This is a genomic window from Enterobacter cloacae complex sp. 2024EL-00711, assembly GCF_047529885.1.
GTDB classification, from domain to species: Bacteria; Pseudomonadota; Gammaproteobacteria; order Enterobacterales; family Enterobacteriaceae; genus Enterobacter; species Enterobacter ludwigii.
Genome location: NZ_JBLIZC010000005.1, coordinates 418689 through 441311, shown reverse-complemented (window position 1 = coordinate 441311; position 22623 = coordinate 418689). Strand labels below are relative to the sequence as shown.

The 22623-nt window shown below is 53.6% G+C and carries 22 protein-coding genes; 13 read left to right on the top strand and 9 right to left on the bottom strand.

The window, feature by feature from the left end:
* The first annotated feature begins 29 nt into the window (after nucleotides 1-29).
* Nucleotides 30-3830 carry an AsmA2 domain-containing protein YhdP gene (gene yhdP, locus ACMVME_RS16840; protein ID WP_251858902.1) on the top strand — a complete coding sequence of 1267 codons (3801 nt, stop codon included), beginning with the start codon at nucleotides 30-32 and terminating at the stop codon, nucleotides 3828-3830.
* 84 nt (nucleotides 3831-3914) lie between these two features.
* A complete protein-coding gene (gene tldD, locus ACMVME_RS16835) occupies nucleotides 3915-5360 on the top strand; it encodes a metalloprotease TldD (RefSeq protein WP_251858903.1) in 1446 nt (481 codons plus the stop codon).
* Nucleotides 5361-5411: 51 nt separating this feature from the next.
* Here tldD and ACMVME_RS16830 read toward each other — a convergent pair whose 3' ends face one another.
* Nucleotides 5412-6026 carry a YagU family protein gene (locus ACMVME_RS16830; RefSeq protein WP_020883508.1) on the bottom strand — a complete coding sequence of 205 codons (615 nt, stop codon included), beginning with the start codon at nucleotides 6024-6026 and terminating at the stop codon, nucleotides 5412-5414.
* 218 nt (nucleotides 6027-6244) lie between these two features.
* Entirely contained in the window at nucleotides 6245-7171 is a 927-nt protein-coding gene (aaeR, locus tag ACMVME_RS16825) for an HTH-type transcriptional activator AaeR (RefSeq protein WP_014171854.1), read from the bottom strand.
* 179 nt (nucleotides 7172-7350) lie between these two features.
* On the opposite strand from aaeR, the gene aaeX reads away from it, so the two are divergent.
* The 5 genes from aaeX (at nucleotide 7351) to ACMVME_RS16800 (ending at nucleotide 12329) form a co-directional block, all read left to right on the top strand.
* Nucleotides 7351-7554 carry a p-hydroxybenzoic acid efflux pump operon protein AaeX gene (gene aaeX / locus ACMVME_RS16820; RefSeq protein ID WP_003860416.1) on the top strand — a complete coding sequence of 68 codons (204 nt, stop codon included), beginning with the start codon at nucleotides 7351-7353 and terminating at the stop codon, nucleotides 7552-7554.
* A 7-nt stretch (nucleotides 7555-7561) separates the two neighbouring features.
* Nucleotides 7562-8494 carry a p-hydroxybenzoic acid efflux pump subunit AaeA gene (gene aaeA / locus ACMVME_RS16815; protein ID WP_414743459.1) on the top strand — a complete coding sequence of 311 codons (933 nt, stop codon included), beginning with the start codon at nucleotides 7562-7564 and terminating at the stop codon, nucleotides 8492-8494.
* A gap of 5 nt (nucleotides 8495-8499) precedes the next feature.
* Nucleotides 8500-10467 (top strand): p-hydroxybenzoic acid efflux pump subunit AaeB, encoded by a 1968-nt coding sequence (aaeB, locus tag ACMVME_RS16810; protein ID WP_014171852.1) that lies wholly within the window; start codon nucleotides 8500-8502, stop codon nucleotides 10465-10467.
* 89 nt (nucleotides 10468-10556) lie between these two features.
* Nucleotides 10557-12011, top strand: coding sequence for an NAD-dependent succinate-semialdehyde dehydrogenase (locus ACMVME_RS16805; RefSeq protein ID WP_153853012.1), 1455 nt, complete (start codon nucleotides 10557-10559; stop codon nucleotides 12009-12011).
* Nucleotides 12012-12056: 45 nt separating this feature from the next.
* Complete coding sequence (locus ACMVME_RS16800; RefSeq protein ID WP_014171850.1) at nucleotides 12057-12329, top strand: barstar family protein; 273 nt, start codon at nucleotides 12057-12059, stop codon at nucleotides 12327-12329.
* Nucleotides 12330-12396: 67 nt separating this feature from the next.
* Here the strand turns inward: ACMVME_RS16800 and yhcN (ACMVME_RS16795) are convergent, their stop codons facing one another.
* From yhcN (ACMVME_RS16795) to argR, 3 genes are all read right to left on the bottom strand, one after another.
* A complete protein-coding gene (gene yhcN / locus ACMVME_RS16795) occupies nucleotides 12397-12663 on the bottom strand; it encodes a peroxide/acid stress response protein YhcN (protein ID WP_277492683.1) in 267 nt (88 codons plus the stop codon).
* 110 nt (nucleotides 12664-12773) lie between these two features.
* A complete protein-coding gene (yhcN, locus tag ACMVME_RS16790; RefSeq protein ID WP_014171848.1) occupies nucleotides 12774-13037 on the bottom strand; it encodes a peroxide/acid stress response protein YhcN in 264 nt (87 codons plus the stop codon).
* A gap of 377 nt (nucleotides 13038-13414) precedes the next feature.
* Nucleotides 13415-13885, bottom strand: coding sequence for a transcriptional regulator ArgR (gene argR, locus ACMVME_RS16785; RefSeq protein WP_014171847.1), 471 nt, complete (start codon nucleotides 13883-13885; stop codon nucleotides 13415-13417).
* A 397-nt stretch (nucleotides 13886-14282) separates the two neighbouring features.
* Here argR and mdh point away from each other — a divergent pair, with 397 nt between their 5' ends.
* Nucleotides 14283-15221, top strand: a complete 939-nt coding sequence (mdh, locus tag ACMVME_RS16780; RefSeq protein ID WP_014171846.1) for a malate dehydrogenase — start codon at nucleotides 14283-14285, stop codon at nucleotides 15219-15221.
* An 83-nt stretch (nucleotides 15222-15304) separates the two neighbouring features.
* Here mdh and degS read toward each other — a convergent pair whose 3' ends face one another.
* From degS to zapG, 3 genes are all read right to left on the bottom strand, one after another.
* Nucleotides 15305-16372: an outer membrane-stress sensor serine endopeptidase DegS gene (gene degS, locus ACMVME_RS16775; RefSeq protein WP_020883511.1), complete on the bottom strand. Its 1068-nt coding sequence runs from the start codon at nucleotides 16370-16372 to the stop codon at nucleotides 15305-15307.
* Nucleotides 16373-16464: 92 nt separating this feature from the next.
* Nucleotides 16465-17832, bottom strand: coding sequence for a serine endoprotease DegQ (gene degQ / locus ACMVME_RS16770; protein ID WP_014171844.1), 1368 nt, complete (start codon nucleotides 17830-17832; stop codon nucleotides 16465-16467).
* Between the two features lie 169 nt (nucleotides 17833-18001).
* Complete coding sequence (gene zapG, locus ACMVME_RS16765) at nucleotides 18002-18400, bottom strand: Z-ring associated protein ZapG (protein ID WP_014171843.1); 399 nt, start codon at nucleotides 18398-18400, stop codon at nucleotides 18002-18004.
* A gap of 189 nt (nucleotides 18401-18589) precedes the next feature.
* Here zapG and zapE point away from each other — a divergent pair, with 189 nt between their 5' ends.
* The 3 genes from zapE to rpsI all read left to right on the top strand — a co-directional run bounded on the left by zapE (nucleotide 18590) and on the right by rpsI (nucleotide 20840).
* Entirely contained in the window at nucleotides 18590-19714 is a 1125-nt protein-coding gene (gene zapE / locus ACMVME_RS16760; protein WP_138614689.1) for a cell division protein ZapE, read from the top strand.
* 289 nt (nucleotides 19715-20003) lie between these two features.
* The gene (gene rplM / locus ACMVME_RS16755; RefSeq protein WP_003860434.1) at nucleotides 20004-20432 is read left to right on the top strand and encodes a 50S ribosomal protein L13; all 429 of its coding nucleotides are present in this window, start codon (nucleotides 20004-20006) and stop codon (nucleotides 20430-20432) included.
* 15 nt (nucleotides 20433-20447) lie between these two features.
* The gene (gene rpsI, locus ACMVME_RS16750) at nucleotides 20448-20840 is read left to right on the top strand and encodes a 30S ribosomal protein S9 (RefSeq protein WP_003860436.1); all 393 of its coding nucleotides are present in this window, start codon (nucleotides 20448-20450) and stop codon (nucleotides 20838-20840) included.
* An 11-nt stretch (nucleotides 20841-20851) separates the two neighbouring features.
* Here rpsI and ACMVME_RS16745 read toward each other — a convergent pair whose 3' ends face one another.
* Complete coding sequence (locus ACMVME_RS16745; protein WP_136342246.1) at nucleotides 20852-21154, bottom strand: hypothetical protein; 303 nt, start codon at nucleotides 21152-21154, stop codon at nucleotides 20852-20854.
* Here ACMVME_RS16745 and sspA point away from each other — a divergent pair.
* Both sspA and sspB read left to right on the top strand, forming a co-directional pair.
* The gene (gene sspA, locus ACMVME_RS16740; protein ID WP_014071978.1) at nucleotides 21153-21791 is read left to right on the top strand and encodes a stringent starvation protein SspA; all 639 of its coding nucleotides are present in this window, start codon (nucleotides 21153-21155) and stop codon (nucleotides 21789-21791) included. The two genes, ACMVME_RS16745 and sspA, sit on opposite strands and share 2 nt — an antisense overlap.
* 5 nt (nucleotides 21792-21796) lie before the next feature.
* Nucleotides 21797-22288, top strand: a complete 492-nt coding sequence (gene sspB, locus ACMVME_RS16735; RefSeq protein ID WP_025202910.1) for a ClpXP protease specificity-enhancing factor — start codon at nucleotides 21797-21799, stop codon at nucleotides 22286-22288.
* Nucleotides 22289-22623: the final 335 nt, after the last annotated feature.

Sequence of the window (22623 nt, the reverse complement as noted above, 5' to 3'; positions counted from 1 at the left end):
GCGTGACCAAAGCTGACAAGGAGAGATGAGTGAGGCGATTGCCGGGGATTTTATTGCTTACAGGGGCAACGCTGGTCGTGATTGTCGCGTTGCTCGTGAGCGGGCTGCGCCTCGTTTTACCGCATCTGGACAGCTGGCGTCCGCAGCTGCTGGCAAAAATCGAATCCACCACCGGTGTCCCGGTGGACGTGAGCCAGATAAGCGCCAGCTGGCAGAATTTTGGCCCGACGCTTGATGTCCGGGATATCAATGCCAGCCTGAAAGATGGCGGCTATCTGAAAATCAAACGCGTTACCCTGGCGCTGGATGTCTGGCAAAGCCTGCTCCATTTTCGCTGGCAGTTCCGCGATCTCACCTTTTATCAGCTTCAGTTTCTGACCAATACCCCGCTGTCCGGCGGCGATAGCAATCAGAGCCTTGAAACCAACCGCTTCAGCGATCTCTTCCTGCGTCAGTTCGATCATTTCGATCTGCGCGACAGCGAAGTGAGCTTTATTACCCTCTCCGGGCAGCGCGCTGAACTGGCGATCCCACAGCTGACCTGGCTCAACGGCAAAGAACGCCATCGCGCGGAAGGACAGGTGAATCTCTCCAGCCTGAACGGCCAGCACGGCGTGATGCAGGTTCGTATGGATCTGCGCGACGACGACGGTTTGTTAAATAACGGCAAGGTATGGCTGCAGGCCGACGACGTGGATGTTAAGCCGTGGCTCGGCGACTGGTTACAGCAAAATATGCAGCTGGAAACCGCCCGTTTTAGCCTTGAAGGCTGGATGACCCTGACGAAAGGGGTATTTGCCAGCGGCGATATCTGGCTTAAGCAGGGGGGCGCAAGCTGGAAGGGCGAAAAACAGCAGCATCAACTTTCGGTCGATAACCTCACCGCGCACGTGACGAAAGAGAAAGAGGGCTGGCAGTTTGCCATTCCGGACACACGCATCACCATGGATAACAAACCCTGGCCGCGCGGTGCTCTGACGCTGGCCTGGATGCCGGAGCAGGATGTCGGTGGGGCGACCAGCAAACGCAGTGACGAGCTGCGTATTCGCGCCAGCAACCTTGATCTGGCCGCAATAGAAGGTCTGCGCTCGATGGCCGCCAAGCTCTCTCCGGACCTGGGGGAGATCTGGCTGGCAACGCAGCCAAGCGGAAAGATAGATTCGCTGGCGCTGGATATCCCGCTTCAGGCCACGGAAAAGACCCGTTTTCAGGCCGCATGGAAAGGTCTGGCCTGGAAGCAGTGGAAGATGTTACCGGGCGCGGAAAACTTCAGCGGTAAGCTGGAAGGGAGCGTTGAGAACGGCAGGCTAACGGTCGATATGCATGACGCCAGAATGCCTTACGAAACGGTCTTCCGTGCGCCGCTGGAAATTGAACAAGGCAATGCGGTGCTCAACTGGCTGCGTAACGATAAAGGCTTCCAGCTGGATGGGCGCCATATCGATGTGAAAGCCAAAGCGGTGCATGCGCGTGGCGATTTCCGCTATCTGCAGCCTGAAGGTGAAGAGCCGTGGCTGGGTATTCTGGCCGGGATCAGCACTAACGACGGTTCTCAGGCCTGGCGCTACTTCCCCGAGAACCTGATGGGCAAAGCGCTGGTAGACTATCTGAGCGGCGCGATCCAGGGCGGTCAGGCGGATAATGCCACCCTGGTCTACGGCGGTAATCCGCATCTTTTCCCGTACAAGCACAATGAAGGTCAATTCCAGGTGCTGGTGCCGCTGCACAATGCCACCTTTGCCTTCCAGCCGGGCTGGCCTGCGCTGAAAAATCTCGACATTGAACTTAATTTTATCAATGACGGATTATGGATGAAGGCAGACAACGTGGCGCTGGGCGGCGTAACGGCCAGTAACCTGACGGCAAACATTCCGGATTACTCAAAAGAGAAGCTTTTGATTGATGCCGACATTAACGGCCCCGGGAAAGCGGTCGGCCCCTATTTTGAAGACACGCCGCTGAAAGAGTCACTGGCAGCCACCCTTCAGCAGCTGCAGCTGGATGGCGATGTGAGTGCTCGCTTACATCTTGATATCCCGCTCGACGGTGAAATGACCACCGCCAAAGGCGACGTCCGTCTCAATAACAACAGCCTGTATATTAAGCCGCTTGAAAGCACCCTGAAGAATCTCAGCGGGCAATTTAGCTTTGAGAACGGTAATCTGAAGAGCGAGCCGCTCACGGCCAGCTGGTTTAATCAGCCTGTGAATATTGATTTCTCGACCACCGAGGGCGAGAAAGCTTATCAGGTAGCCGTCAACCTGGACGGCAACTGGCAGCCATCGCGCATGGATGTTCTGCCGAAGCCGATTGAGGAGTCCGTTAACGGTACAGTCTCCTGGAATGGCAAGGTGGCAATTGAACTGCCTTATCACGCCGGTGCGCGCTATAAAGTTGATATCACCGGCGATCTGAAAAACATTCAGAGCCAGTTGCCTGCACCGCTGGATAAATCGTCCGGTCAACCCCTGCCAATAAAGGTTAACGTCGATGGCAATCTTAACAGCTTCGCGCTGACCGGCAGTGCGGGTGAGAAAAACCATTTCAACAGCCGCTGGCTGCTTAACCGTAAGCTCACGCTCGACAGAGCCATCTGGACGACGGACAGCCGTACCACGCCGCCGCTGCCCGATCACACCGGCATTGAGCTTAATCTGCCACCAATGGACGGGGCCGAGTGGCTGGCTCTGTTCCAGAAGGGCGTAGGCCAAAACGTTGATGAGGCTGCCCAGTTCCCGCAGAGCATTACTGTTCGTACGCCGTCGCTGATGCTGGGTGGACAGCAGTGGAATAACCTGAGCATTGTTTCGCAGCCCACGGCGAACGGGTCAAAAGTCGAAGCCCAGGGCCGGGAGATCAATGGCACGCTGACCATGCGCGACAACGCGCCGTGGCAGGCGGCGATTCGCTATCTTTACTACAACCCGGCCACCGCGAGCGGAAAAGATCGTCCGTCAAATACGGCGCCGTTGAATAACCCAACCCGTATCGACTTCAGCGGCTGGCCCGATCTCCAGCTACGCTGTGCTGAGTGCTGGCTTTGGGGTCAAAAGTATGGCCGTATTGACGGCGATTTCGCCATTAAGGGGAATACGCTGAGCCTTGCGGGCGGGCTTATCGACACCGGCTTTGGCCGTCTGAGGGCCGCCGGGGAGTGGGTTAATAACCCGGGCGAGCAGCGAACCTCTTTGAAGGGCGACATCAAGGGCAATAAACTGGATTCCGTGGCTAACTTCTTTGGCATCAGCACGCCGCTGCGGGGGGCATCATTTGACGTGAATTACGATCTCCACTGGCGTGCGGCACCGTGGACGCCGGATGAAGCCTCACTGAACGGCATTCTGAAAACCCGCTTTGGCAAGGGTGAGATTGCCGATGTGAGTACCGGGCATGCGGGCCAGATACTGCGTCTGTTGAGCTTTGATGCCCTGCTGCGTAAGCTGCGTTTCGACTTTAGCGATACCTTCAGCGAAGGTTTCTATTATGACTCCATCCGCAGTACGGCATGGATCAAAGACGGGGTGCTGCATACCGACGATACGCTGGTGGACGGCCTGGAAGCGGATATTGCGATGAAAGGCTCGGTCAACCTCGTGCGCCGCGAACTGGATATGGAAGCGGTGGTGGCACCTGAAATTTCTGCCACCGTCGGCGTGGCGGCGGCTTTTGTGGTGAACCCGATTGTCGGTGCGGCGGTGTTTGCCGCCAGTAAAGTGCTGGGGCCGCTGTGGAGCAAAGTCTCTATTCTGCGCTATCGCATCACCGGGCCGGTGGATAAACCGCAGATTAATGAAGTGTTGCGCCAGCCGCGCAAAGATGCACAGCAATGATTTGACGTGGGCAGGTAATTGCCTCACTCTCAATAAATACGATTTATATACCGCCACGGGCGGCAACGAACGAGTAGCAATACGATGAGTCTGAACCTGGTAAGTGAACATTTGCTCGCAGTGAACGGCCTGAGCCATCAGGACCTGTTCTCCATTCTTGGTCAACTGACCGAACGCCGTCTCGACTACGGCGATCTCTATTTCCAGTCGAGCTATCACGAATCCTGGGTTTTAGAAGACAGCATCATTAAAGATGGCTCTTATAACATTGACCAGGGTGTCGGTGTACGTGCCGTCAGCGGCGAGAAAACCGGTTTTGCTTATGCCGACCAGATTAGCCTGGCCGCACTGGAGCAGAGCGCGCTGGCCGCGCGGACTATCGTGCGCGAAACCGGTGACGGTCGCGTGAAGACGCTGGGCGAAGTGCAGCACTCTGCGCTATATACCAGTATCGATCCCCTGCAGAGCATGAGCCGTGAAGAGAAACTGGATATCCTGCGTCGCGTGGATAAAGTCGCACGCGCTGCGGATAAACGCGTGCAGGAAGTCTCTGCCAGCCTGAGCGGTGTCTATGAACTGATCCTGGTCGCGGCGACAGACGGCACGCTGGCAGCGGATGTGCGTCCGCTGGTACGTCTTTCTGTCAGCGTGCAGGTTGAAGACGACGGTAAACGTGAGCGCGGTTCAAGCGGTGGCGGCGGTCGTTTTGGTTATGACTGGTTCCTGGGCGATGTTGACGGTGAAGCACGCGCTGACGCGTGGGCAAAAGAAGCCGTGCGCATGGCGCTGGTGAACCTGTCTGCCGTGGCGGCACCCGCCGGTACATTGCCGGTGGTACTCGGCGCAGGCTGGCCTGGCGTGCTGCTGCACGAAGCGGTGGGCCACGGCCTGGAAGGCGATTTTAACCGTCGCGGCACCTCCGTATTCAGCGGCCAGATGGGACAACGCGTCTCATCTGAACTCTGTACCGTGGTTGATGACGGCACGATGCAGGATCGCCGTGGCTCGATTTCAATCGACGATGAAGGTACGCCCGGGCAGTACAACGTGCTGATTGAAAATGGCGTCCTGAAAGGCTACATGCAGGACAAACTCAACGCGCGTCTGATGGGCGTTGCGCCAACGGGCAACGGCCGTCGTGAATCCTACGCGCATCTGCCGATGCCGCGTATGACGAACACTTACATGTTGCCGGGTAAATCCACACCGCAGGAGATCATCGAGTCCGTTGATTACGGCATCTTCGCGCCAAACTTTGGTGGCGGTCAGGTAGATATCACCTCCGGTAAGTTCGTCTTCTCCACTTCAGAAGCGTATCTGATTGAGAAAGGCAAAGTGACCAAAGCGGTGAAGGGGGCGACCCTGATTGGCTCCGGTATTGAAGCCATGCAGCAGATCTCCATGGTCGGTAACGATCTGAAACTGGATAACGGCGTTGGTGTCTGCGGTAAAGAGGGCCAGAGCCTGCCGGTTGGCGTCGGTCAGCCAACGCTGAAAGTGGATAACCTGACGGTGGGCGGCACCGCCTGACCTGAACCAATCTGAAAAAATGGCGCGACTGTAAAAGTCGCGCCATTTTTTTTAACGTGCGTTACCCAGCGGGATTTCCGGGTCGGGCTCGTGCGTGATGCGGTTACGTAGGTCACGACGAATGATTTCAATCGACCAGAACCAGATCAAATGCCCCACGATCTCTGAGACGTGTTCGTACCAGGGCAGTTCGAACAGCGGGGGTGTCAGCCCCATCAGCGGGAAGGAGATCATGTGAACAAAAAGCTGTGCTAACGCACCCGCCAGTAAACCTTGCCAGAGTTTAATTTTTGGGAAGACTTCAGCAACTACACAATACCCTACAGCAAAGACGATAGAGAAAATAATATGTGTTACGCCGACCGCGTTAAATATATGTCCGGCAAAGGTATAAACCGCGGCGTTAGGGTCAGCAATGCCCAGCCAGTCGCGTAAAAATACATAAGGAGGATTTAAAAAATTGCGGGAACAATCAATCTGACCTGCGGCTCTTATTAATTGCTCCGGTCCGCATGCGCTGGTGAATAAATCGGTAGGGCTTCGCGGCGGAAGCGGCACCTCTGCTCCCCATTTTACGAAGGCGGAGACAATCCCTGCAATCAAACCAATGAACGCGGCGAGTCCATAGCGCCTGCGTGAAGGCGGTGTTTGTTCAAATATATTCATTTCTTTTCCTTGTTTAACGTCATCCTGAGAAATACATTTTATTATTCATATCGGTAACAAATTAATAACAGCCTGACTGTCAGACTGTTTATAAGGTAAGGCGCAGATGGCGGCAGTGTCAATTCGCTATTCCTGGCAGGGGTGAAGGAATATTCCTGAATGACGGTCTGTATCATCCTGGAATATTCATCACAAATATACATTTCGGAAATTAAAGGTTATTCCTTTCGTCTTTCGCGCATTCCCTGAAACAACTCTGCCACGTCCACAAAATACTCGGTCAGATAGTTTATGCACACCTGAACCTTGAGCGGCAGTTTGTCTTTCTCGGTATACAACGCGTACACCGGACGCGGATCGGATTGATAGCGCGGGAAGAGGATCTCCAGTACACCGCTGTTGATCTCGTTGATCACCCACATTAACGGCACATACGCAATCCCGGCACCGGCCACCAGCCAGCGCGAAATAGTCATCGGATCGTTGGTGACGAACCGTCCTTCCGGCAGCAGTCTGGTGGAAATCCCTTCCGGGGCAATCAGCTCAAATTCATTGTCGGGGCGAACGCTGTACTCCAGCCAGGAGTGGTTGGTGAGATCGGCGGGTTTCTCCGGTACACCGTACTGAGCCAGATAGCTTTTCGAGGCGCAGACCACCATTGGCATACTGCCTAGCCGCCGGGAGAAGAGGCTGGAGTCCTGTAATGCCCCCACGCGGATCACCACGTCCAGCCCGTCGGCAATCAGGTCCGGGGCGGGAATGCCCGTGACCAGATTGACGGTTAATCCCGGGTACTCTTTCAGCATGTCAGCGGTCATGGCGGCGAGAACATTTTGTGCCATAGTTGAAGAACAACCGATGCGCAGCGTACCGATAGGCGTGTTGTTGAAGGCGTAAAGTTGTTCGTGCACATCCTGCACTTCGAGCAGCATGCGGCGACAACCCTGATAGTAAATCTTACCCGCTTCCGTCAGCCCAATGCTGCGGGTGCTGCGGTTGAGTAGCTTGACCTGCAGCTCATCTTCCAGTTTGGACACGGTCTGGCTGATGGAAGAGACGCTCATCTGAAGCTGACGTGCAGCGGCGGTAAAAGAGCCAAGTTCAACCACTTTGGCAAAGACCGACATCCGTTTTAGACGTTCCATTGTTAACTCTGACTTAAAAGTGATTTAGATCACATATTATAGATAACAGCATAACAGTTACGTTAATATATTATTAATTACATAACGGCTGCGCCATTCTCGCCCGGCGTTTCTTGCTCTCCTGCGGTGGCGTGCGCTAAAAAAGTCTGAAGCCTGCACTCTCTCTAATCAAGGTCAACATGAGTCTGTTTCCCGTTATCGTGGTGTTCGGTTTGTCGTTCCCACCGATATTTTTCGAGCTTCTTTTATCACTGGCGATTTTCTGGCTGGTGCGCAAGGTGCTGGTCCCCACCGGGATCTACGATTTTGTCTGGCATCCTGCATTGTTCAATACCGCGCTGTATTGCTGCCTGTTTTACCTGATATCGCGCATGTTTGTCTGAGGTTGATGTGAAAACGCTAACAAGAAAAATCTCCCGCACTGCCATCACCATGGCGCTCGTTATCCTCGCGTTCATCGCTATTTTCCGCGCCTGGGTCTATTACACTGAATCACCGTGGACGCGTGATGCGCGCTTTAGCGCCGATGTCGTGGCAATCGCCCCCGACGTGGCGGGTCTCATCACTGCGGTCAATGTCCACGATAACCAGCTGGTGAAAAAAGATCAGGTACTGTTCACCATCGACCAGCCGCGTTATAAGAAAGCGTTAGAAGAAGCCGAAGCGGATGTGGCCTATTATCAGGCGCTGGCTTCCGAGAAACGCCGTGAGGCAGGTCGCCGTAACCAACTGGGTGTTCAGGCGATGTCCCGCGAAGAGATTGACCAGTCCAATAACGTCCTGCAAACCGTGCTGCATCAGCTGGCCAAAGCGCAAGCGACACGCGATCTTGCCCGGCTCGATCTTGAGCGCACCGTGATCCGTGCACCAGCCGATGGCTGGATCACCAACCTGAATGTTTATGCCGGGGAGTTTATCACCCGCGGCTCAACCGCCGTGGCGCTGGTTAAACAGAACTCCTTCTACGTGCTCGCTTATATGGAAGAGACCAAACTGGAAGGCGTGCGTCCGGGGTTCCGGGCTGAAATTACGCCGCTTGGCAGCAACCGAGTGCTTAAAGGCACCGTCGACAGCGTAGCCGCGGGGGTCACTAACTCCAGCAGCTCTAACGATACTAAAGGGATGGCGACGGTGGATTCCAACCTGGAATGGGTACGTCTGGCCCAGCGTGTGCCGGTGCGTATCCACCTGGATGAACAGCAGGGCAATCTGTGGCCTGCCGGGACCACAGCGACGGTGGTGATCACCGGTGAAAAAGACCGTGACGCCAGCCAGGACTCCATCTTCCGTAAAATTGCCCATCGCCTGCGCGAGTTTGGTTAATCGTTATGGGTATCTTTTCCATCGCCAGCCAGCACATTCGCTTCGCCGTTAAGCTGGCGTGTGCCATTGTGCTGGCGCTGTTTGTCGGCTTCCACTTTCAGCTGGAAACCCCCCGCTGGGCCGTACTGACGGCGGCGATTGTGGCGGCAGGGCCTGCCTTTGCTGCGGGCGGGGAACCTTACTCCGGGGCGATCCGCTACCGTGGGATGCTGCGCATCATTGGGACATTTATTGGCTGTTTCGCCGCACTGACCATCATCATATTGATGATCCGCACGCCGCTGCTGATGCTGATGGTGTGCTGTATCTGGGCGGGCTTTTGTACCTGGCTCTCGTCGCTGGTGAAAGTGGAGAACTCCTACGCCTGGGGTCTGGCCGGTTATACCGCGCTGATTATTATCATCACCATTCAAAGCGAACCGCTGCTTGCCCCGCAGTTTGCCGTAGAGCGCTGCAGTGAGATTGTCATCGGTATTGTCAGTGCCATTGTCGCTGACCTGCTTTTCTCTCCTCGCTCCATTAAGCAGGAAGTGGATCGTGAACTGGATGCGCTGATTGTTGCCCAGTATCAGTTGATGCAGCTCTGTATTAAGCATGGTGACAGCGAAGAGGTGGATAAAGCCTGGAGCGCGCTGGTGCGCCGCACCACGGCGCTGGAAGGAATGCGCAGCAATCTGAACATGGAGTCTTCGCGCTGGGCACGTGCCAACCGACGCCTTAAAGCCATCAACACCGTCTCCTTAACGCTGATTACCCAGGCGTGTGAAACCTATCTGATCCAAAACACCCGCCCGGACGCGGTAACCGATACCTTCCGCGAGCTGTTTGCGGAGCCGGTGGAAACCGTTCAGGACGTACACAAACAGCTTAAACGCATGCGCCGGGTCATTGCCTGGACCGGGGATCGTGATACGCCAGTGACGATCTATACCTGGGTCGGGGCCGCGACGCGCTACCTGTTGCTGAAACGCGGTGTGATCAGTAACACCAAAATCAGCGCGGTGGAGGAAGAGGTGCTGCAGGGTGAAGTGGTGATCAAGGCAGAATCCGCCGAACGCCATCACGCGATGGTTAACTTCTGGCGAACAACGCTTGCCTGTATGCTCGGCACGCTGTTCTGGCTGTGGACCGGCTGGACCTCCGGCAGCGGCGCGATGGTGATGATCGCCGTCGTTACCGCGCTGGCGATGCGTCTTCCGAATCCGCGCATGGTGGCCATTGATTTCCTGTTCGGCACAATTGCTGCACTGCCGATTGGCGCGTTCTATTTTCTGGTGATCATTCCCTCGACCCAGCAGAGCATGTTACTGCTCTGTATTAGCCTCGCGGTGATGGCGTTCTTTATCGGAATCGAAGTGCAAAAGCGCCGGCTGGGTTCATTGGGTGCCCTGGCCAGTACGATTAACATCATTGTGCTGGATAACCCGATGACCTTCCATTTCAGCCAGTTCTTAGACAGCGCCTTAGGTCAGCTGGTGGGCTGTTTCCTGGCGATGATGGTCATTCTGCTGGTGCGGGATAACTCTCAGGCACGGACGGGCCGCGTGCTGTTGAATCAGTTTGTCTCGGCTGCCGTGTCGTCCATGACCACCAATACCGCGCGTCGCAAAGAGAACCACCTGCCGGCGCTCTATCAGCAGCTGTTTTTACTGCTGAACAAGTTCCCGGGTGACATCGCCAAGTTCCGTCTGGCCTTGACCATGATTATCGCGCACCAGCGTTTACGTAATGCCCCCGTGCCCATCAATGACGATCTGTCGGCTTTCCACCGCCAGCTGCGTCGGACGGCCGATCACGTGCTTTCCGCCTCCAGCGATGACAAACGACGTCGTTACTTTAAGCAACTGCTTGAAGAGCTGGATATCTACCAGGAGAAGCTGAAAGTCTGGGAAGCACCGCCTCAGGTGACAGAGCCGGTAGGACGGCTGGTGTTTATGCTGCATCGCTATCAGAACGCCCTTACGGATAACTGACTGAAGTAAAAAAGCCGACGCCAAAAGCGTCGGTTTTTTTGTGGCTATACTTATTCCAGCATGCTCTTACATTCAGGAAGGGAGGACACATGACAACCCAGGCGCTTCAGGACAATCACCTTTTTCAGACCGGTTATCTGGTCAACGGCATATGGAAAATGCTGGATACGACGTTTGATGTGCTGAACCCGGCTACCGGTGAGGTCATCGCCAGAGTAGCCAAAGCCGGCAAAGCAGAAACCGAAGACGCCATTGCCGCGGCGGCCAAAGCCTTCCCGGCATGGCGCGCCAAAACCGCGAAAGAGCGTTCGGCAATTCTCTACCGCTGGTACGAACTGATCATTGAGAACAAAAGCTGGCTCGGGCGTTTAATGACCACCGAACAGGGCAAGCCCCTGAAAGAAGCGGAAGGCGAGGTGGAATACGCCGCGAGTTTTATCCAGTGGTTCGCCGAAGAGGCCAAGCGCGCGAACGGCGAAATTATTCCACCGATCAAACCGGGCTCCCGCATCCTGGCGACCCGCGAGCCCATCGGCGTGGTTGCGGCGATTACGCCGTGGAATTTCCCGATGGCCATGCTCACCCGTAAATTAGGTCCGGCGCTGGCGGCAGGGTGTACCGGGGTAATCAAACCGGCAAATAACACACCTCTCAGCGCCTTCGCGCTGCTTACGCTGGCAAAACAGGCCGGCGTACCGGATGGGGTACTCAACGCCGTAGCCGGGAATACGCATGAAATCAGTGACGCGATTATGGCGAGCCATGAGGTGCGGAAAATCTCCTTTACCGGCTCGACTTCCGTCGGCAAAACGCTGGTGCGTAACGCCGCAGAAACCATGAAGAAAGTGTCGATGGAGCTGGGAGGCAATGCGCCGTATATCGTCTTTGAAGATGCGGATATCGAGGCTGCCGTTAAAGGGGCTATCGCCAATAAATTCCGCAATGCCGGCCAGGTCTGCGTCAGCGTTAACCGTTTCTATATTCAGGAAACCGTCTACGACAAATTTGTGAATAAGCTTGCCGATGCGGTGAAGGCCCTGAAGGTCGGGAATGGTCTGGAAGAGGGCGTCATCGTGGGGCCGCTGATCGAATCCTCCGCCGTCGATAAGGTGCGTGAACACGTTGAAGATGCCGTGGCCCGGGGCGCGACCGTTCTGGCGGGCGGTAAACCCCATTCGCTTGGCGGCAATTTCTGGATGCCAACTGTCCTGGGTGATTGCCATGAAGGCATGAAACTGGCTGAAGAAGAGACGTTTGGCCCGGTTGCGGCCTGCTTCCGTTTCACCTCGGAAGATGAGGTTATCCAGCGTGCCAACAACACGCCATATGGCCTGGCGGCTTACTTCTATACCCAAAATCTGGCACGTGTCTTCCGCGTGTCGCAGGCCATCGAAAGCGGGATGATAGGAATTAACGAATGTGCCGTCTCCACAGAGCTGGGGCCGTTTGGTGGGGTAAAAGAGTCTGGCCTTGGGCGTGAAGGGTCCGTGCTGGGACTGGAAGAGTATCTGGAAGTCAAAACCCTGCATATTGGGGGATTATAATAATCAGGGCGGCGCAGGCCGCTCGCCTGGACTGGGTGACTGGCAATGAAAACCTATACCTTTGATTTTGACGAGATCGACAGTCAGGATGACTTCTATCGTGAATTTATCCGGGTGTTTGATCTTGAACGGGAAAGCGTCACCAATCTGGATACGCTGTGGGACGTGGTGACCGGCAGCCTGCTGCCGTTACCGCTGGAAATTGAGTTCATCCATCTGCCTGAAAAGTTGCGCAGACGGTTTGGCGCACTCATTTTGCTGTTTGATGAAGCGGAAGAAGAGCTGGAAGGGCAGCTACGTTTCAACGCGCGCCATTGATCAAGCCATAAAAAAGCCCCTGACCAGAAGGCCAGGGGCAAGTCGTATGATGAGATACGACGAGGGTTTATTTATACAGTTGAGCCGTTGCATGCCAGTGGTCACCCTGGTTCAGCTCGGTGACGCGATAGCTGCTGGCGCCTGCTTTTTCAGCTTTAGCGGCCAGTGCCTGACGGATATCCATTGGAGAGCCGGTAACGGACGTCACAGACACACTCCCCATAGACTGCAGATTCTGCGCCTGGTCAGCGTTTACTTGCTGTACGGCGGCACTTGCGCCGAAAGAGAGAACGGATGCCAGACCGAGGGTTGCGATGATGAATTTGATTTTCATAGTTTTTGCTCCTGAATAGGGTTTTTGCTCAACGGCGAGAAGGGTTGAACTGCTATTTTTATGCCTGGTGCCGTTGAGTAGAGATTTTGGTCTTCAGTTATTACTAAAACTTATTTGTACAGCTCAGCGGTGGCGTGCCAGTGGTCACCTGAACGCGCTTCAATGATGCGATAAGATGACGCACCTTGTTCTTCCGCTTTTTTGTTCAGCATCTCATGCATGTCCATTGGAGACGTGCCGATTGCGCCGACAGAAACCGTACCGATTGCCTGGCGGGATTGTGCCTGCTCGGCATTGATAGCGTCAGCGGCGAAAGCACCGAATGACAGGACAGACAGGACGCTGAGCGCCGCTACAGTAGTTTTGATTTTCATGATTCTTTACCTCGTCGAATTTTTAGTGGGGTCTTTGTTTCGTGACCCTCATCACAAAATCAAGTATACACTAATAACGTTAAAAATTAATACCAGACTAATTGTTTCTGTTGTTATTACGTATTAACTAACCTGTTTTTTATAACCTAATGGCATAAAATTGTACGTTTATTGTTCAGTGTGTGGCTGTATATCTAAGAAAATCATATGGATATCAGCTTTTGATTTTTTGTGCGATTTTTTGATTTATCATTCACCAAGTGAATGTTAATGAGCGGTAAAAAGCACTATTTGTTAAAGTAAAGGGCGGGATAAAACAGGGGTAAACGCAGCAGAAGCAGAATGATCCCCGCAGCAGAACGCCACGGGGAGGGTAATCAGAGTTCCTGCTCGAACAGGTCCAGAATCGCTTCGTAGAGATCTTTCACTGAGAAGCCATTGGCGGGGGTAGTGAAGATGGTATCGTCACCCGCAATCGTCCCAAGGATGCCTTTGGGCTTACCCAGCGAGTCCAGCATACGTGCAATCAACTGTGCAGCACCTGGGCTGGTATGGATCACGACAACGGCATCGTTGTAATCGATATCGAGAACCAGATTCTTCAATGGGCTGGAGGTGGTTGGCACGCCAAGTTCTGCAGGCAGGCAGTAGACCATCTCCATTTTGGCGTTACGCGTACGTACCGCACCAAATTTGGTTAACATGCGGGAGACTTTCGACTGGTTGATGTTATCGAAGCCTTGTTCCTGTAAAGCCTGAACAATTTCTCCCTGAGAACTGAATATCTCTTCTTTGAGTAGCGCTTTAAACGCCTTCACTAAATCTTCTTGCTTAGACGAGCTTCGCATAAGTCACCCGGAATATGACGAAAGAAACAACATTATTATGCATGTGGATGAATTTTTATGCAAATTATCTGCCAGCGGTTAGGCTGAAATAATGTTATGAAAGGGAGTGATTTTATCAGATTTCGTTATCAGAAAACATGCCTGGGTCACGGCAAGCAAATAAGCTTAAAAGTAAATTAAATGTTATCAAAATGATGTTGTTTTGGTGGCGTGGCAGGGTGTATTGTAACCCCCTCTTAATTCGTTGTCGTCTGTCGTCAGATAGCCTTCTGGTGAGAGATAAAGTCGCGCGACCTCAAATTATTTAGTGACGAAAATTGTAATTAATTACCTGCTGAATTATGGTCGCCGCAACGGAGTTACAGATACTTAAGTTAACCATAATAAGGAGTTTAGGATGAAAGTCGCAGTCCTCGGCGCTGCTGGTGGTATCGGCCAGGCGCTTGCCCTACTACTGAAAACCCAACTGCCTTCAGGCTCAGAACTCTCCCTGTACGATATTGCTCCGGTAACCCCAGGTGTGGCGGTTGACCTGAGCCACATCCCGACAGCTGTGAAAATCAAAGGCTTCTCCGGTGAAGATGCTCGTCCTGCCCTGCAGGGCGCGGACGTGGTGCTGATCTCCGCTGGCGTGGCGCGTAAGCCAGGCATGGATCGTTCAGACCTGTTCAACGTCAACGCGGGTATTGTGAAAAACCTGGTGCAGCAGATTGCTGAAACCTGCCCGAAAGCGTGCATTGGTATCATCACTAACCCGGTGAACACCACGGTTGCTATCGCGGCAGAAGTGCTGAAAAAAGCCGGTGTTTACGATAAGAACAAACTGTTCGGCGTAACCACGCTGGACATCATCCGTTCCAACACCTTTGTGGCTGAACTGAAAGGCAAACAGCCTTCAGAAGTTGAAGTGCCGGTTATCGGCGGTCACTCTGGTGTCACCATTCTGCCTCTGCTGTCGCAGATCCCTGGTGTTAGCTTCACCGAGCAGGAAGTGGCTGACCTGACCAAACGCATCCAGAACGCGGGCACCGAAGTGGTGGAAGCGAAGGCGGGTGGCGGTTCTGCAACCCTGTCTATGGGCCAGGCGGCGGCACGTTTCGGTCTGTCACTGGTTCGTGCACTGCAGGGCGAGAAAGGCGTTGTTGAATGCGCGTATGTTGAAGGCGACGGCGAACACGCTCGTTTCTTCTCTCAGCCGCTGCTGCTGGGTAAAAACGGTATCGAAGAACATCAGCCGATTGGCAAGCTGAGCGCGTTTGAACAGAACGCGATGGAAGGCATGCTGGATACGCTGAAGAAAGATATCACTCTGGGCGAAGAGTTCGTTAACAAGTAAAACGGATGTCCCCACAGGCCGGGTAAGCCGTCATGCCGCCCGGCAAAAAAAACGGAGCAATGCGCTCCGTTTTTTTATGCCTGTCAGTTGGTGGCCGGGTATTCCTGAATCGTCACCTGCAGCGTCAGCTTCTTATCGTTACGCATGACTTCAACCGGGATGATAGAGCCAGGACGGATCTCCGCAACCTGATCCATGGTCTCCAGCGCCGATACCGCTGGTGTGCCGTTGACCGACACGATGACATCATTAACCTGAATTCCCGCGTTAGCCGCCGGGCCGCCAGGCGACACTTCGTTGACCACGATGCCCTGAATCTGATCGATACCGCCGCCCTGCGAATGCATAGGCGCAATTTCACGACCGCCAATACCAATATAACCGCGGATCACACGGCCATCGCGGATCAGCTTATCCATGATCTTGGTCGCCAGCTGGAATGGAATGGCGAACCCAATCCCTTCCGGCGTCTCACCGTCATTGCTCTTATCGAACGAGAGTGTATTGATACCCATCAGTTCGCCCAGCGAGTTGACCAGCGCACCGCCGGAGTTACCATGGTTGATGGACGCATCGGTTTGCAGGAAGTTCTGCCGTCCCGACGGGTTGAGGCCAATGCGACCGGTGGCGCTGATAATCCCCTGGGTGATCGTCTGACCCAGGTTATAAGGGTTACCAATAGCCAGCACGACGTCGCCAATATGAGGGGTTCGTTTACGGTTGATAGGAATAACCGGTAAACCGCCCGTGGCGTTGATCTTCAAAACAGCCAGGTCGGTCAGGCTATCCGAGCCCACCAGCAGGGCCTCAAACACGCGGCCATCCTGCAGGGCAACGATGATCTGGTCGGCATCGTTAATCACGTGTTTGTTGGTAATGATGTAGCCGCGCTCGTCCATAATTACCCCGGAGCCGAGAGTGCGGATCTCCAGCTGGTTATGGGCTGAGCTATTGAGGCCACGGTTATAAACGTTAACCACGGCAGGCGCGGCACGGCGAACGGCCTGGTTGTAGGTCGCAGGCGTTTCATCCGCACTGTCGAACTGAGGCGCCGACAGCTTATTGAACTGGCGTAAAGACGGCATGACGACCAGCAGCAGGCCGGCAACAATCAAACCGATGACAATTGAACGAAAGAGCTTTAAAAGCATGATGCGCGTGTCGTTAATAAAGGAACGATTTGCAGCATAACATGAGTTATCCGGACATCACACGCAGCGGTGATGTCCGGAATCGCAAATGCTTAGCGCAACAGAATATAGATAGACTCGTTGCCGCGCATAACCTGCAGGGCAATGACCGCCGGTTTGCTTTCCAGCACCTTGCGCAGTTCTGCGATGGATTGCACGCGATTGCGGTTCACGCCGATGATCACATCATCCTGATGCAATCCGGCCTGCGCGGCAGGGCTGCTCTTCTCGACGGTATCGACGCTAATCCCTTTCGTCCCGTCTTTCAGCTGCCCATCGCTCAGCGTTGCCCCTTGCAGCGCCGGGGCGATAAGCTCCGCGCTGGCAGAGGATGAGGTGCTCTTATCAAGCGTCACTTCGACATCCAGCGGCTTACCATCACGAATCAGGCCTAACTTCACTTTGGCACCCGGTTCGGTGGTGGCAATACGCGAGCGCAGTTCCGCAAAGCTGCTCAGCGGTTTATCGTTCAGGCTGACAATCACATCGCCCGACTTCACGCCAGCTTTTGCCGAGCCGGAGTTTGGCAGCACTTCACTGACAAACGCACCGCGCTGCACATTGATGTTGAATGCTTTCGCGATGTCAGCGCTCATCTCCATCCCTTTGATGCCCAACAGCCCGCGTTTGACCTCACCGAACTGAATGAGCTGCTGCGCCAGCGTTTTGGCCATATTGCTGGGGATAGCAAAACCGATGCCGATACTGCCGCCGCCCGGCGCCAGGATAGCGGTGTTAATCCCAATCAGCTCGCCGTTGAGATTGAGCAATGCCCCGCCGGAGTTCCCGCGGTTGATTGAGGCATCGGTCTGGATAAAGTTTTCCAGACCTTCCAGATTCAGACCGCTGCGACCCAGCGCCGAGATTATCCCGGAGGTGGCGGTTTGCCCTAAACCAAACGGATTTCCCACGGCGACAGCAAAATCACCAACACGCAGTTTATCGGAGTCCGCAATGGCAATCTGAGTCAGATTGCTCGGGTTTTGCACCTGCAGCAGCGCGATGTCACTCTGGTCATCGCCGCCAATCAGTTTGGCCTCAAACTCACGCCCATCGTTCAGCTGTACGCTGATTTTATCGGCCTGACTGATAACATGATTGTTGGTCAGAATATAACCTTTGGCCGCATCAATAATGACGCCAGAACCCAGACCTTCAAAAGGCTGCGCCTGCTGGTCGGGCGACTCATCGCCAAAATATTTTTTCAGTTCTTCAGGTACGCGTTGATTTTGTAATGCCGTGCCTTCTACCTGCACGCTCACTACTGCAGGCAGAACTTTTTCCAGCATTGGCGCAAGACTTGGAATTGCCGCCTGGCCGGGTACCTGGGAAGGCAGGGCGGCAGATGCAGGGAAGGACGCCGAGAGAGATAACCCGACACTTAACGCTATAGCGCTCAACAGCTGGTTTTTTTTCTTCATCGATGCTGACTCTCGTAACCTGGAATAAAGGAAAAACGGCCCTAAAACACGTTGATGTTATTGAATTTTAAACCGCTGAACAATGAAGTGCTTACTCAATAATAGCTGGGGTCATGAAGAAAGGACGGGCGCAATAGCAGCGCCCGTAAAATAAATTCAGGTTGTGCGATTAATCGCGTTTTGCACCGCCGCGCAGTAGGCCGGATGCGCCATCTGAATAGTCGCGTGGCATCTGAACAGGGGCCTGATCGTTACCGGCTTCAGAGTCGGCCAGACGGTTACGGAATGGATTGGATTCCGCGGTCATTTCTGGCAGCAGGCTGCTGGAGCTTTTTGCCATATGTTGATAGAGCTGACGATAATCAGTCGCCATGTTGTCCAGCAGCTCAGCGCTACGGGCAAAGTGGCTGACCAGCTCTTCACGATACTCTTCCAGTTCGGCTTTGTTCTTTTCCAGTTCGTACTGCAGTGACTGCTGCTGACGCAATTTGCGATTACCGAAACGCATGGCCACAGCACCAATGACGATGCCGACGACTAAACCGATTAGCGCATATTCCCAGGTCATGAACTTCTCCCGTTGTCTTGTTGTTCCGTAGGGTGTTGGCTCGGCTCCTGCCTGTGCCTGATATTGCCACTATAACCGCTATTTCCGCAGAAGTGGAATCCTGACGTATCATCGCGTAGTGTAGAACGGCCTTTTTTTCATCAGTCACGTCTGCTGGTGAGTATTATTTGAAGGAATAACAATACGTTTATGCAAAACCTGTCCCCTGCATCGCGATACCAACTTGCCCTAAATGAGGGTACACATCAGCCGGATGACGTTCAGCGTGAAGCGGTGAATCGTCTGGATACGATTTATCAGGAGCTCACGGCAAAACCTGCAGAGGGTGAACAGAGCGGTGGGTTGAAGGCGGCTCTGGGGCGGTTGCTCGGAAAAAAAGAGCCGCAGACTCATGCGCCGGTGCGCGGTTTGTATATGTGGGGCGGCGTCGGGCGCGGGAAAACCTGGCTGATGGACCTCTTTTATCTGAGCCTGCCGGGTACCCGTAAGCAGCGCCTGCATTTCCACCGCTTCATGCTGCGTGTTCACGAAGAGCTGACGGCACTGCAGGGCAAAAGCGATCCGCTGGAGATTGTGGCCGACAGGTTTAAGGCGGAAACGGACGTACTCTGTTTTGACGAGTTTTTTGTCTCCGATATTACCGACGCCATGCTGCTGGGTGGCCTGATGAAAGCGCTGTTCGCACGCGGGATAACGCTGGTGGCGACCTCGAATATCCCGCCGGATGAGCTTTACCGCAATGGCCTGCAGCGCGCGCGTTTCCTGCCCGCTATTGATGCCATCAAACAGCACTGCGACATCATGAATGTTGATGCCGGGGTGGATTACCGCCTGCGTACCTTAACTCAGGCGCATCTGTGGCTCTCTCCCTTAAACGATGAGACCACGCAGCAGATGGATAAACTGTGGCTGGCGCTGGCGGGGGCAAAACGGGCTCATGCCCCTGAGCTCGAGATTAACCATCGCCCGCTGCAAACCCTGGGTGTCGAAAATCAAACCCTGGCCGTCTCCTTTGCAACGCTCTGTGTGGATGCCCGCAGTCAGCATGACTACATCGCGCTCTCGCGTTTGTTCCATACCGTGATGCTGCTCAACGTGCCGGTCATGACGCCGCTGATGGAAAGCGAAGCGCGCCGCTTCATTGCGCTGGTCGATGAGTTCTATGAGCGTCACGTGAAGCTTGTGGTCAGCGCCGAGGTACCTTTATATGAGGTGTATAAAGGCGAGCGGCTGAAGTTTGAGTTCCAGCGCTGTCTGTCGCGCCTGCTGGAGATGCAAAGCGAGGAGTATCTTAAGCTTCAGCATATGCCATAAATGCGACCTTCTCCCTGTGGGAGAGGGGCTGGGGGTGAGGGCGGCAGACCGCAAACACCTTACCCCCGAAAAACCCGCCTCGAATCACATTTAAGGGTCGATCTTTGACCTCAACTTCTCTATAATCTTGCGACCCCACGTTACGAGAAGGTTTTTTTCCCGAAACTTTCTATGTGTCGGCATTAGCTATTCGAAGGGGTAGGTTTGCCGGACTTTGTCGTGTGAACCTCAACTGACTAAACGTTTGGGTGTTCACCAACGTGTAACTTATTATTTGGGTAAGCTTTTAATGAAAACTTTTACAGCTAAACCAGAAACCGTACAGCGCGACTGGTATGTTGTTGACGCGACCGGTAAAACTCTGGGCCGTCTGGCTACTGAACTGGCTCGTCGCCTGCGCGGTAAGCATAAAGCGGAATACACTCCGCACGTTGATACGGGTGATTACATCATCGTTCTGAACGCAGATAAAGTTGCTGTAACCGGCAACAAGCGTACAGACAAAATGTACTACCATCACACTGGCCACATCGGTGGTATCAAAGAAGCGACCTTTGAAGAGATGATTGCTCGCCGTCCTGAGCGTGTGATTGAAATCGCGGTTAAAGGCATGCTGCCAAAAGGCCCGCTGGGTCGTGCTATGTTCCGTAAACTGAAAGTTTACGCAGGTAACGAGCACAACCACGCGGCACAGCAACCGCAAGTTCTTGACATCTAATCGGGATTATAGGCAATGGCTGAAAATCAATACTACGGCACTGGTCGCCGCAAAAGTTCCGCAGCTCGCGTGTTCATCAAACCGGGCAGTGGTAAAATCGTAATCAACCAACGTTCTCTGGAACAGTACTTCGGTCGTGAAACTGCCCGCATGGTAGTTCGCCAGCCGCTGGAACTGGTTGATATGGTAGAAAAACTGGATCTGTACATCACCGTTAAAGGTGGTGGTATCTCCGGTCAGGCAGGTGCGATCCGTCACGGTATCACCCGCGCTCTGATGGAGTACGACGAATCCCTGCGTTCTGAACTGCGTAAAGCTGGCTTCGTTACTCGTGACGCTCGTCAGGTTGAACGTAAGAAAGTGGGTCTGCGTAAAGCACGTCGTCGTCCACAGTTCTCCAAACGTTAATCCTTTTCTGCTTACGCAGAAACGATTGGCGAAAAACCCGCTTCGGCGGGTTTTTTTTTATGGATAATGTGCAGGTTATCCACAGCATCACTGCATATATCTTCTCTTTTTCCACATTTCCAGAATCCCCTCACCACAAAGCCATCAAAATCTGGTAAACTATCATCCAATTTTCTGCCCAAATATCGGTGAATACTCGTTTTTTGTTCGATTCTTGAACAATGTGTTTTCTCTGGGATGGGCGATACAACATCTGGCTGGCCCTGTTTGGGCTGGTAGCAGTAAAAATTCTGAATATACCTGGAGGTTTTCATGGCTGTCGCTGCCAACAAACGTTCGGTAATGACGCTGTTTTCTGGTCCTACTGACATTTATAGCCATCAGGTTCGTATCGTGCTGGCCGAGAAGGGTGTCAGTTTTGAGATCGAGCATGTGGAAAAGGATAACCCGCCTCAGGATCTGATCGATCTCAACCCGAGCCAAAGCGTACCGACGCTGGTGGATCGCGAGCTGACCCTGTGGGAATCCCGTATCATTATGGAATATCTGGATGAGCGTTTCCCGCATCCACCACTGATGCCTGTTTACCCTGTTGCACGTGGTGAAAGCCGCCTGTACATGCAGCGTATCGAAAAAGACTGGTACACGCTGATGAACGTTATCGTCAATGGTTCCTCTTCTGAAGCAGACGCTGCACGTAAGCAACTGCGTGAAGAGCTGCTGGCGATTGCTCCTGTGTTTGGTCAGAAACCATTCTTCCTGAGCGATGAGTTCAGCCTGGTAGATTGCTACTTGGCGCCATTGCTGTGGCGTCTGCCAACCCTGGGCGTAGAGTTCAGCGGTCCGGGCGCGAAAGAGCTGAAGGGCTACATGACTCGCGTATTTGAACGCGATTCTTTCCTGGCATCTTTAACTGAACCGGAACGTGAAATGCGTCTCGGCCGAGGCTAATGACTGTGGAAATGTCACAACTTACCCCACGCCGTCCGTATCTGCTGCGCGCCTTCTATGAATGGCTGCTGGATAACCAGCTCACGCCGCACCTGGTTGTGGATGTGACGTTGCCGGGCGTGCAGGTTCCTATGGAATATGCACGTGACGGGCAGATCGTACTGAACATCGCGCCGCGCGCGGTGGGTAACCTTGAACTGGCCAACGACGAAGTGCGCTTTAACGCGCGTTTCGGCGGTGTGCCGCGTCAGGTTTCTGTACCGCTGGCTGCGGTGCTGGCGATTTATGCGCGTGAAAACGGTGCAGGCACCATGTTTGAGCCGGAAGCGGCTTATGACGAGGATGTTGTCGGCCTGAATGACGAAAACGGCGCTTCGGAAAACGAAAGCGAAACGCTGATGTCGGTCATTGAGGGTGACAAGCCCGATCACAATGACGATCCTGATGACGATCCGCCGCCGCGCGGAGGCCGTCCTGCACTGCGCGTTGTGAAGTAGTAAAAGCATTTTTATCGACTATCCAGTTAGTTATTCAGACTAGCTGGATTTTTTATGTCTTTTTATGTCAAAACGTTTAATAAAGTAAATTATATACATCCCCTCTTTTTTGCCTGTCCCCACCGTTCGGATAATTTCAAGCTATATCTTCGCTGAATATAATATGTCGTTTTAAAGCTATATACACTCTTATAAATAAATATCACTTATTGATAACGTTATTCTAAATCCATAAATTAATTTTTCTAAATTGCTTGTATTTATAAAGATTATATTATCTACGCATGCTCTCAAGCATGACGATAAACAGTATGGGGTAAATTTATTTATCCCTG

Coding starts and splice junctions, on each gene's coding strand:
- tldD (WP_251858903.1), top strand. CDS start 3,915: ATGAGTCTGAACCTGGTAAGTGAACATTTGCTCGCAGTGAACGGCCTG.
- ACMVME_RS16830 (WP_020883508.1), bottom strand. CDS start 6,026: ATGAATATATTTGAACAAACACCGCCTTCACGCAGGCGCTATGGACTC.
- aaeR (WP_014171854.1), bottom strand. CDS start 7,171: ATGGAACGTCTAAAACGGATGTCGGTCTTTGCCAAAGTGGTTGAACTT.
- aaeX (WP_003860416.1), top strand. CDS start 7,351: ATGAGTCTGTTTCCCGTTATCGTGGTGTTCGGTTTGTCGTTCCCACCG.
- aaeB (WP_014171852.1), top strand. CDS start 8,500: ATGGGTATCTTTTCCATCGCCAGCCAGCACATTCGCTTCGCCGTTAAG.
- ACMVME_RS16805 (WP_153853012.1), top strand. CDS start 10,557: ATGACAACCCAGGCGCTTCAGGACAATCACCTTTTTCAGACCGGTTAT.
- ACMVME_RS16800 (WP_014171850.1), top strand. CDS start 12,057: ATGAAAACCTATACCTTTGATTTTGACGAGATCGACAGTCAGGATGAC.
- yhcN (WP_277492683.1), bottom strand. CDS start 12,663: ATGAAAATCAAATTCATCATCGCAACCCTCGGTCTGGCATCCGTTCTC.
- yhcN (WP_014171848.1), bottom strand. CDS start 13,037: ATGAAAATCAAAACTACTGTAGCGGCGCTCAGCGTCCTGTCTGTCCTG.
- argR (WP_014171847.1), bottom strand. CDS start 13,885: ATGCGAAGCTCGTCTAAGCAAGAAGATTTAGTGAAGGCGTTTAAAGCG.
- mdh (WP_014171846.1), top strand. CDS start 14,283: ATGAAAGTCGCAGTCCTCGGCGCTGCTGGTGGTATCGGCCAGGCGCTT.
- degS (WP_020883511.1), bottom strand. CDS start 16,372: ATGCTTTTAAAGCTCTTTCGTTCAATTGTCATCGGTTTGATTGTTGCC.
- degQ (WP_014171844.1), bottom strand. CDS start 17,832: ATGAAGAAAAAAAACCAGCTGTTGAGCGCTATAGCGTTAAGTGTCGGG.
- zapG (WP_014171843.1), bottom strand. CDS start 18,400: ATGACCTGGGAATATGCGCTAATCGGTTTAGTCGTCGGCATCGTCATT.
- zapE (WP_138614689.1), top strand. CDS start 18,590: ATGCAAAACCTGTCCCCTGCATCGCGATACCAACTTGCCCTAAATGAG.
- rplM (WP_003860434.1), top strand. CDS start 20,004: ATGAAAACTTTTACAGCTAAACCAGAAACCGTACAGCGCGACTGGTAT.
- rpsI (WP_003860436.1), top strand. CDS start 20,448: ATGGCTGAAAATCAATACTACGGCACTGGTCGCCGCAAAAGTTCCGCA.
- sspA (WP_014071978.1), top strand. CDS start 21,153: ATGGCTGTCGCTGCCAACAAACGTTCGGTAATGACGCTGTTTTCTGGT.
- ACMVME_RS16745 (WP_136342246.1), bottom strand. CDS start 21,154: ATGAAAACCTCCAGGTATATTCAGAATTTTTACTGCTACCAGCCCAAA.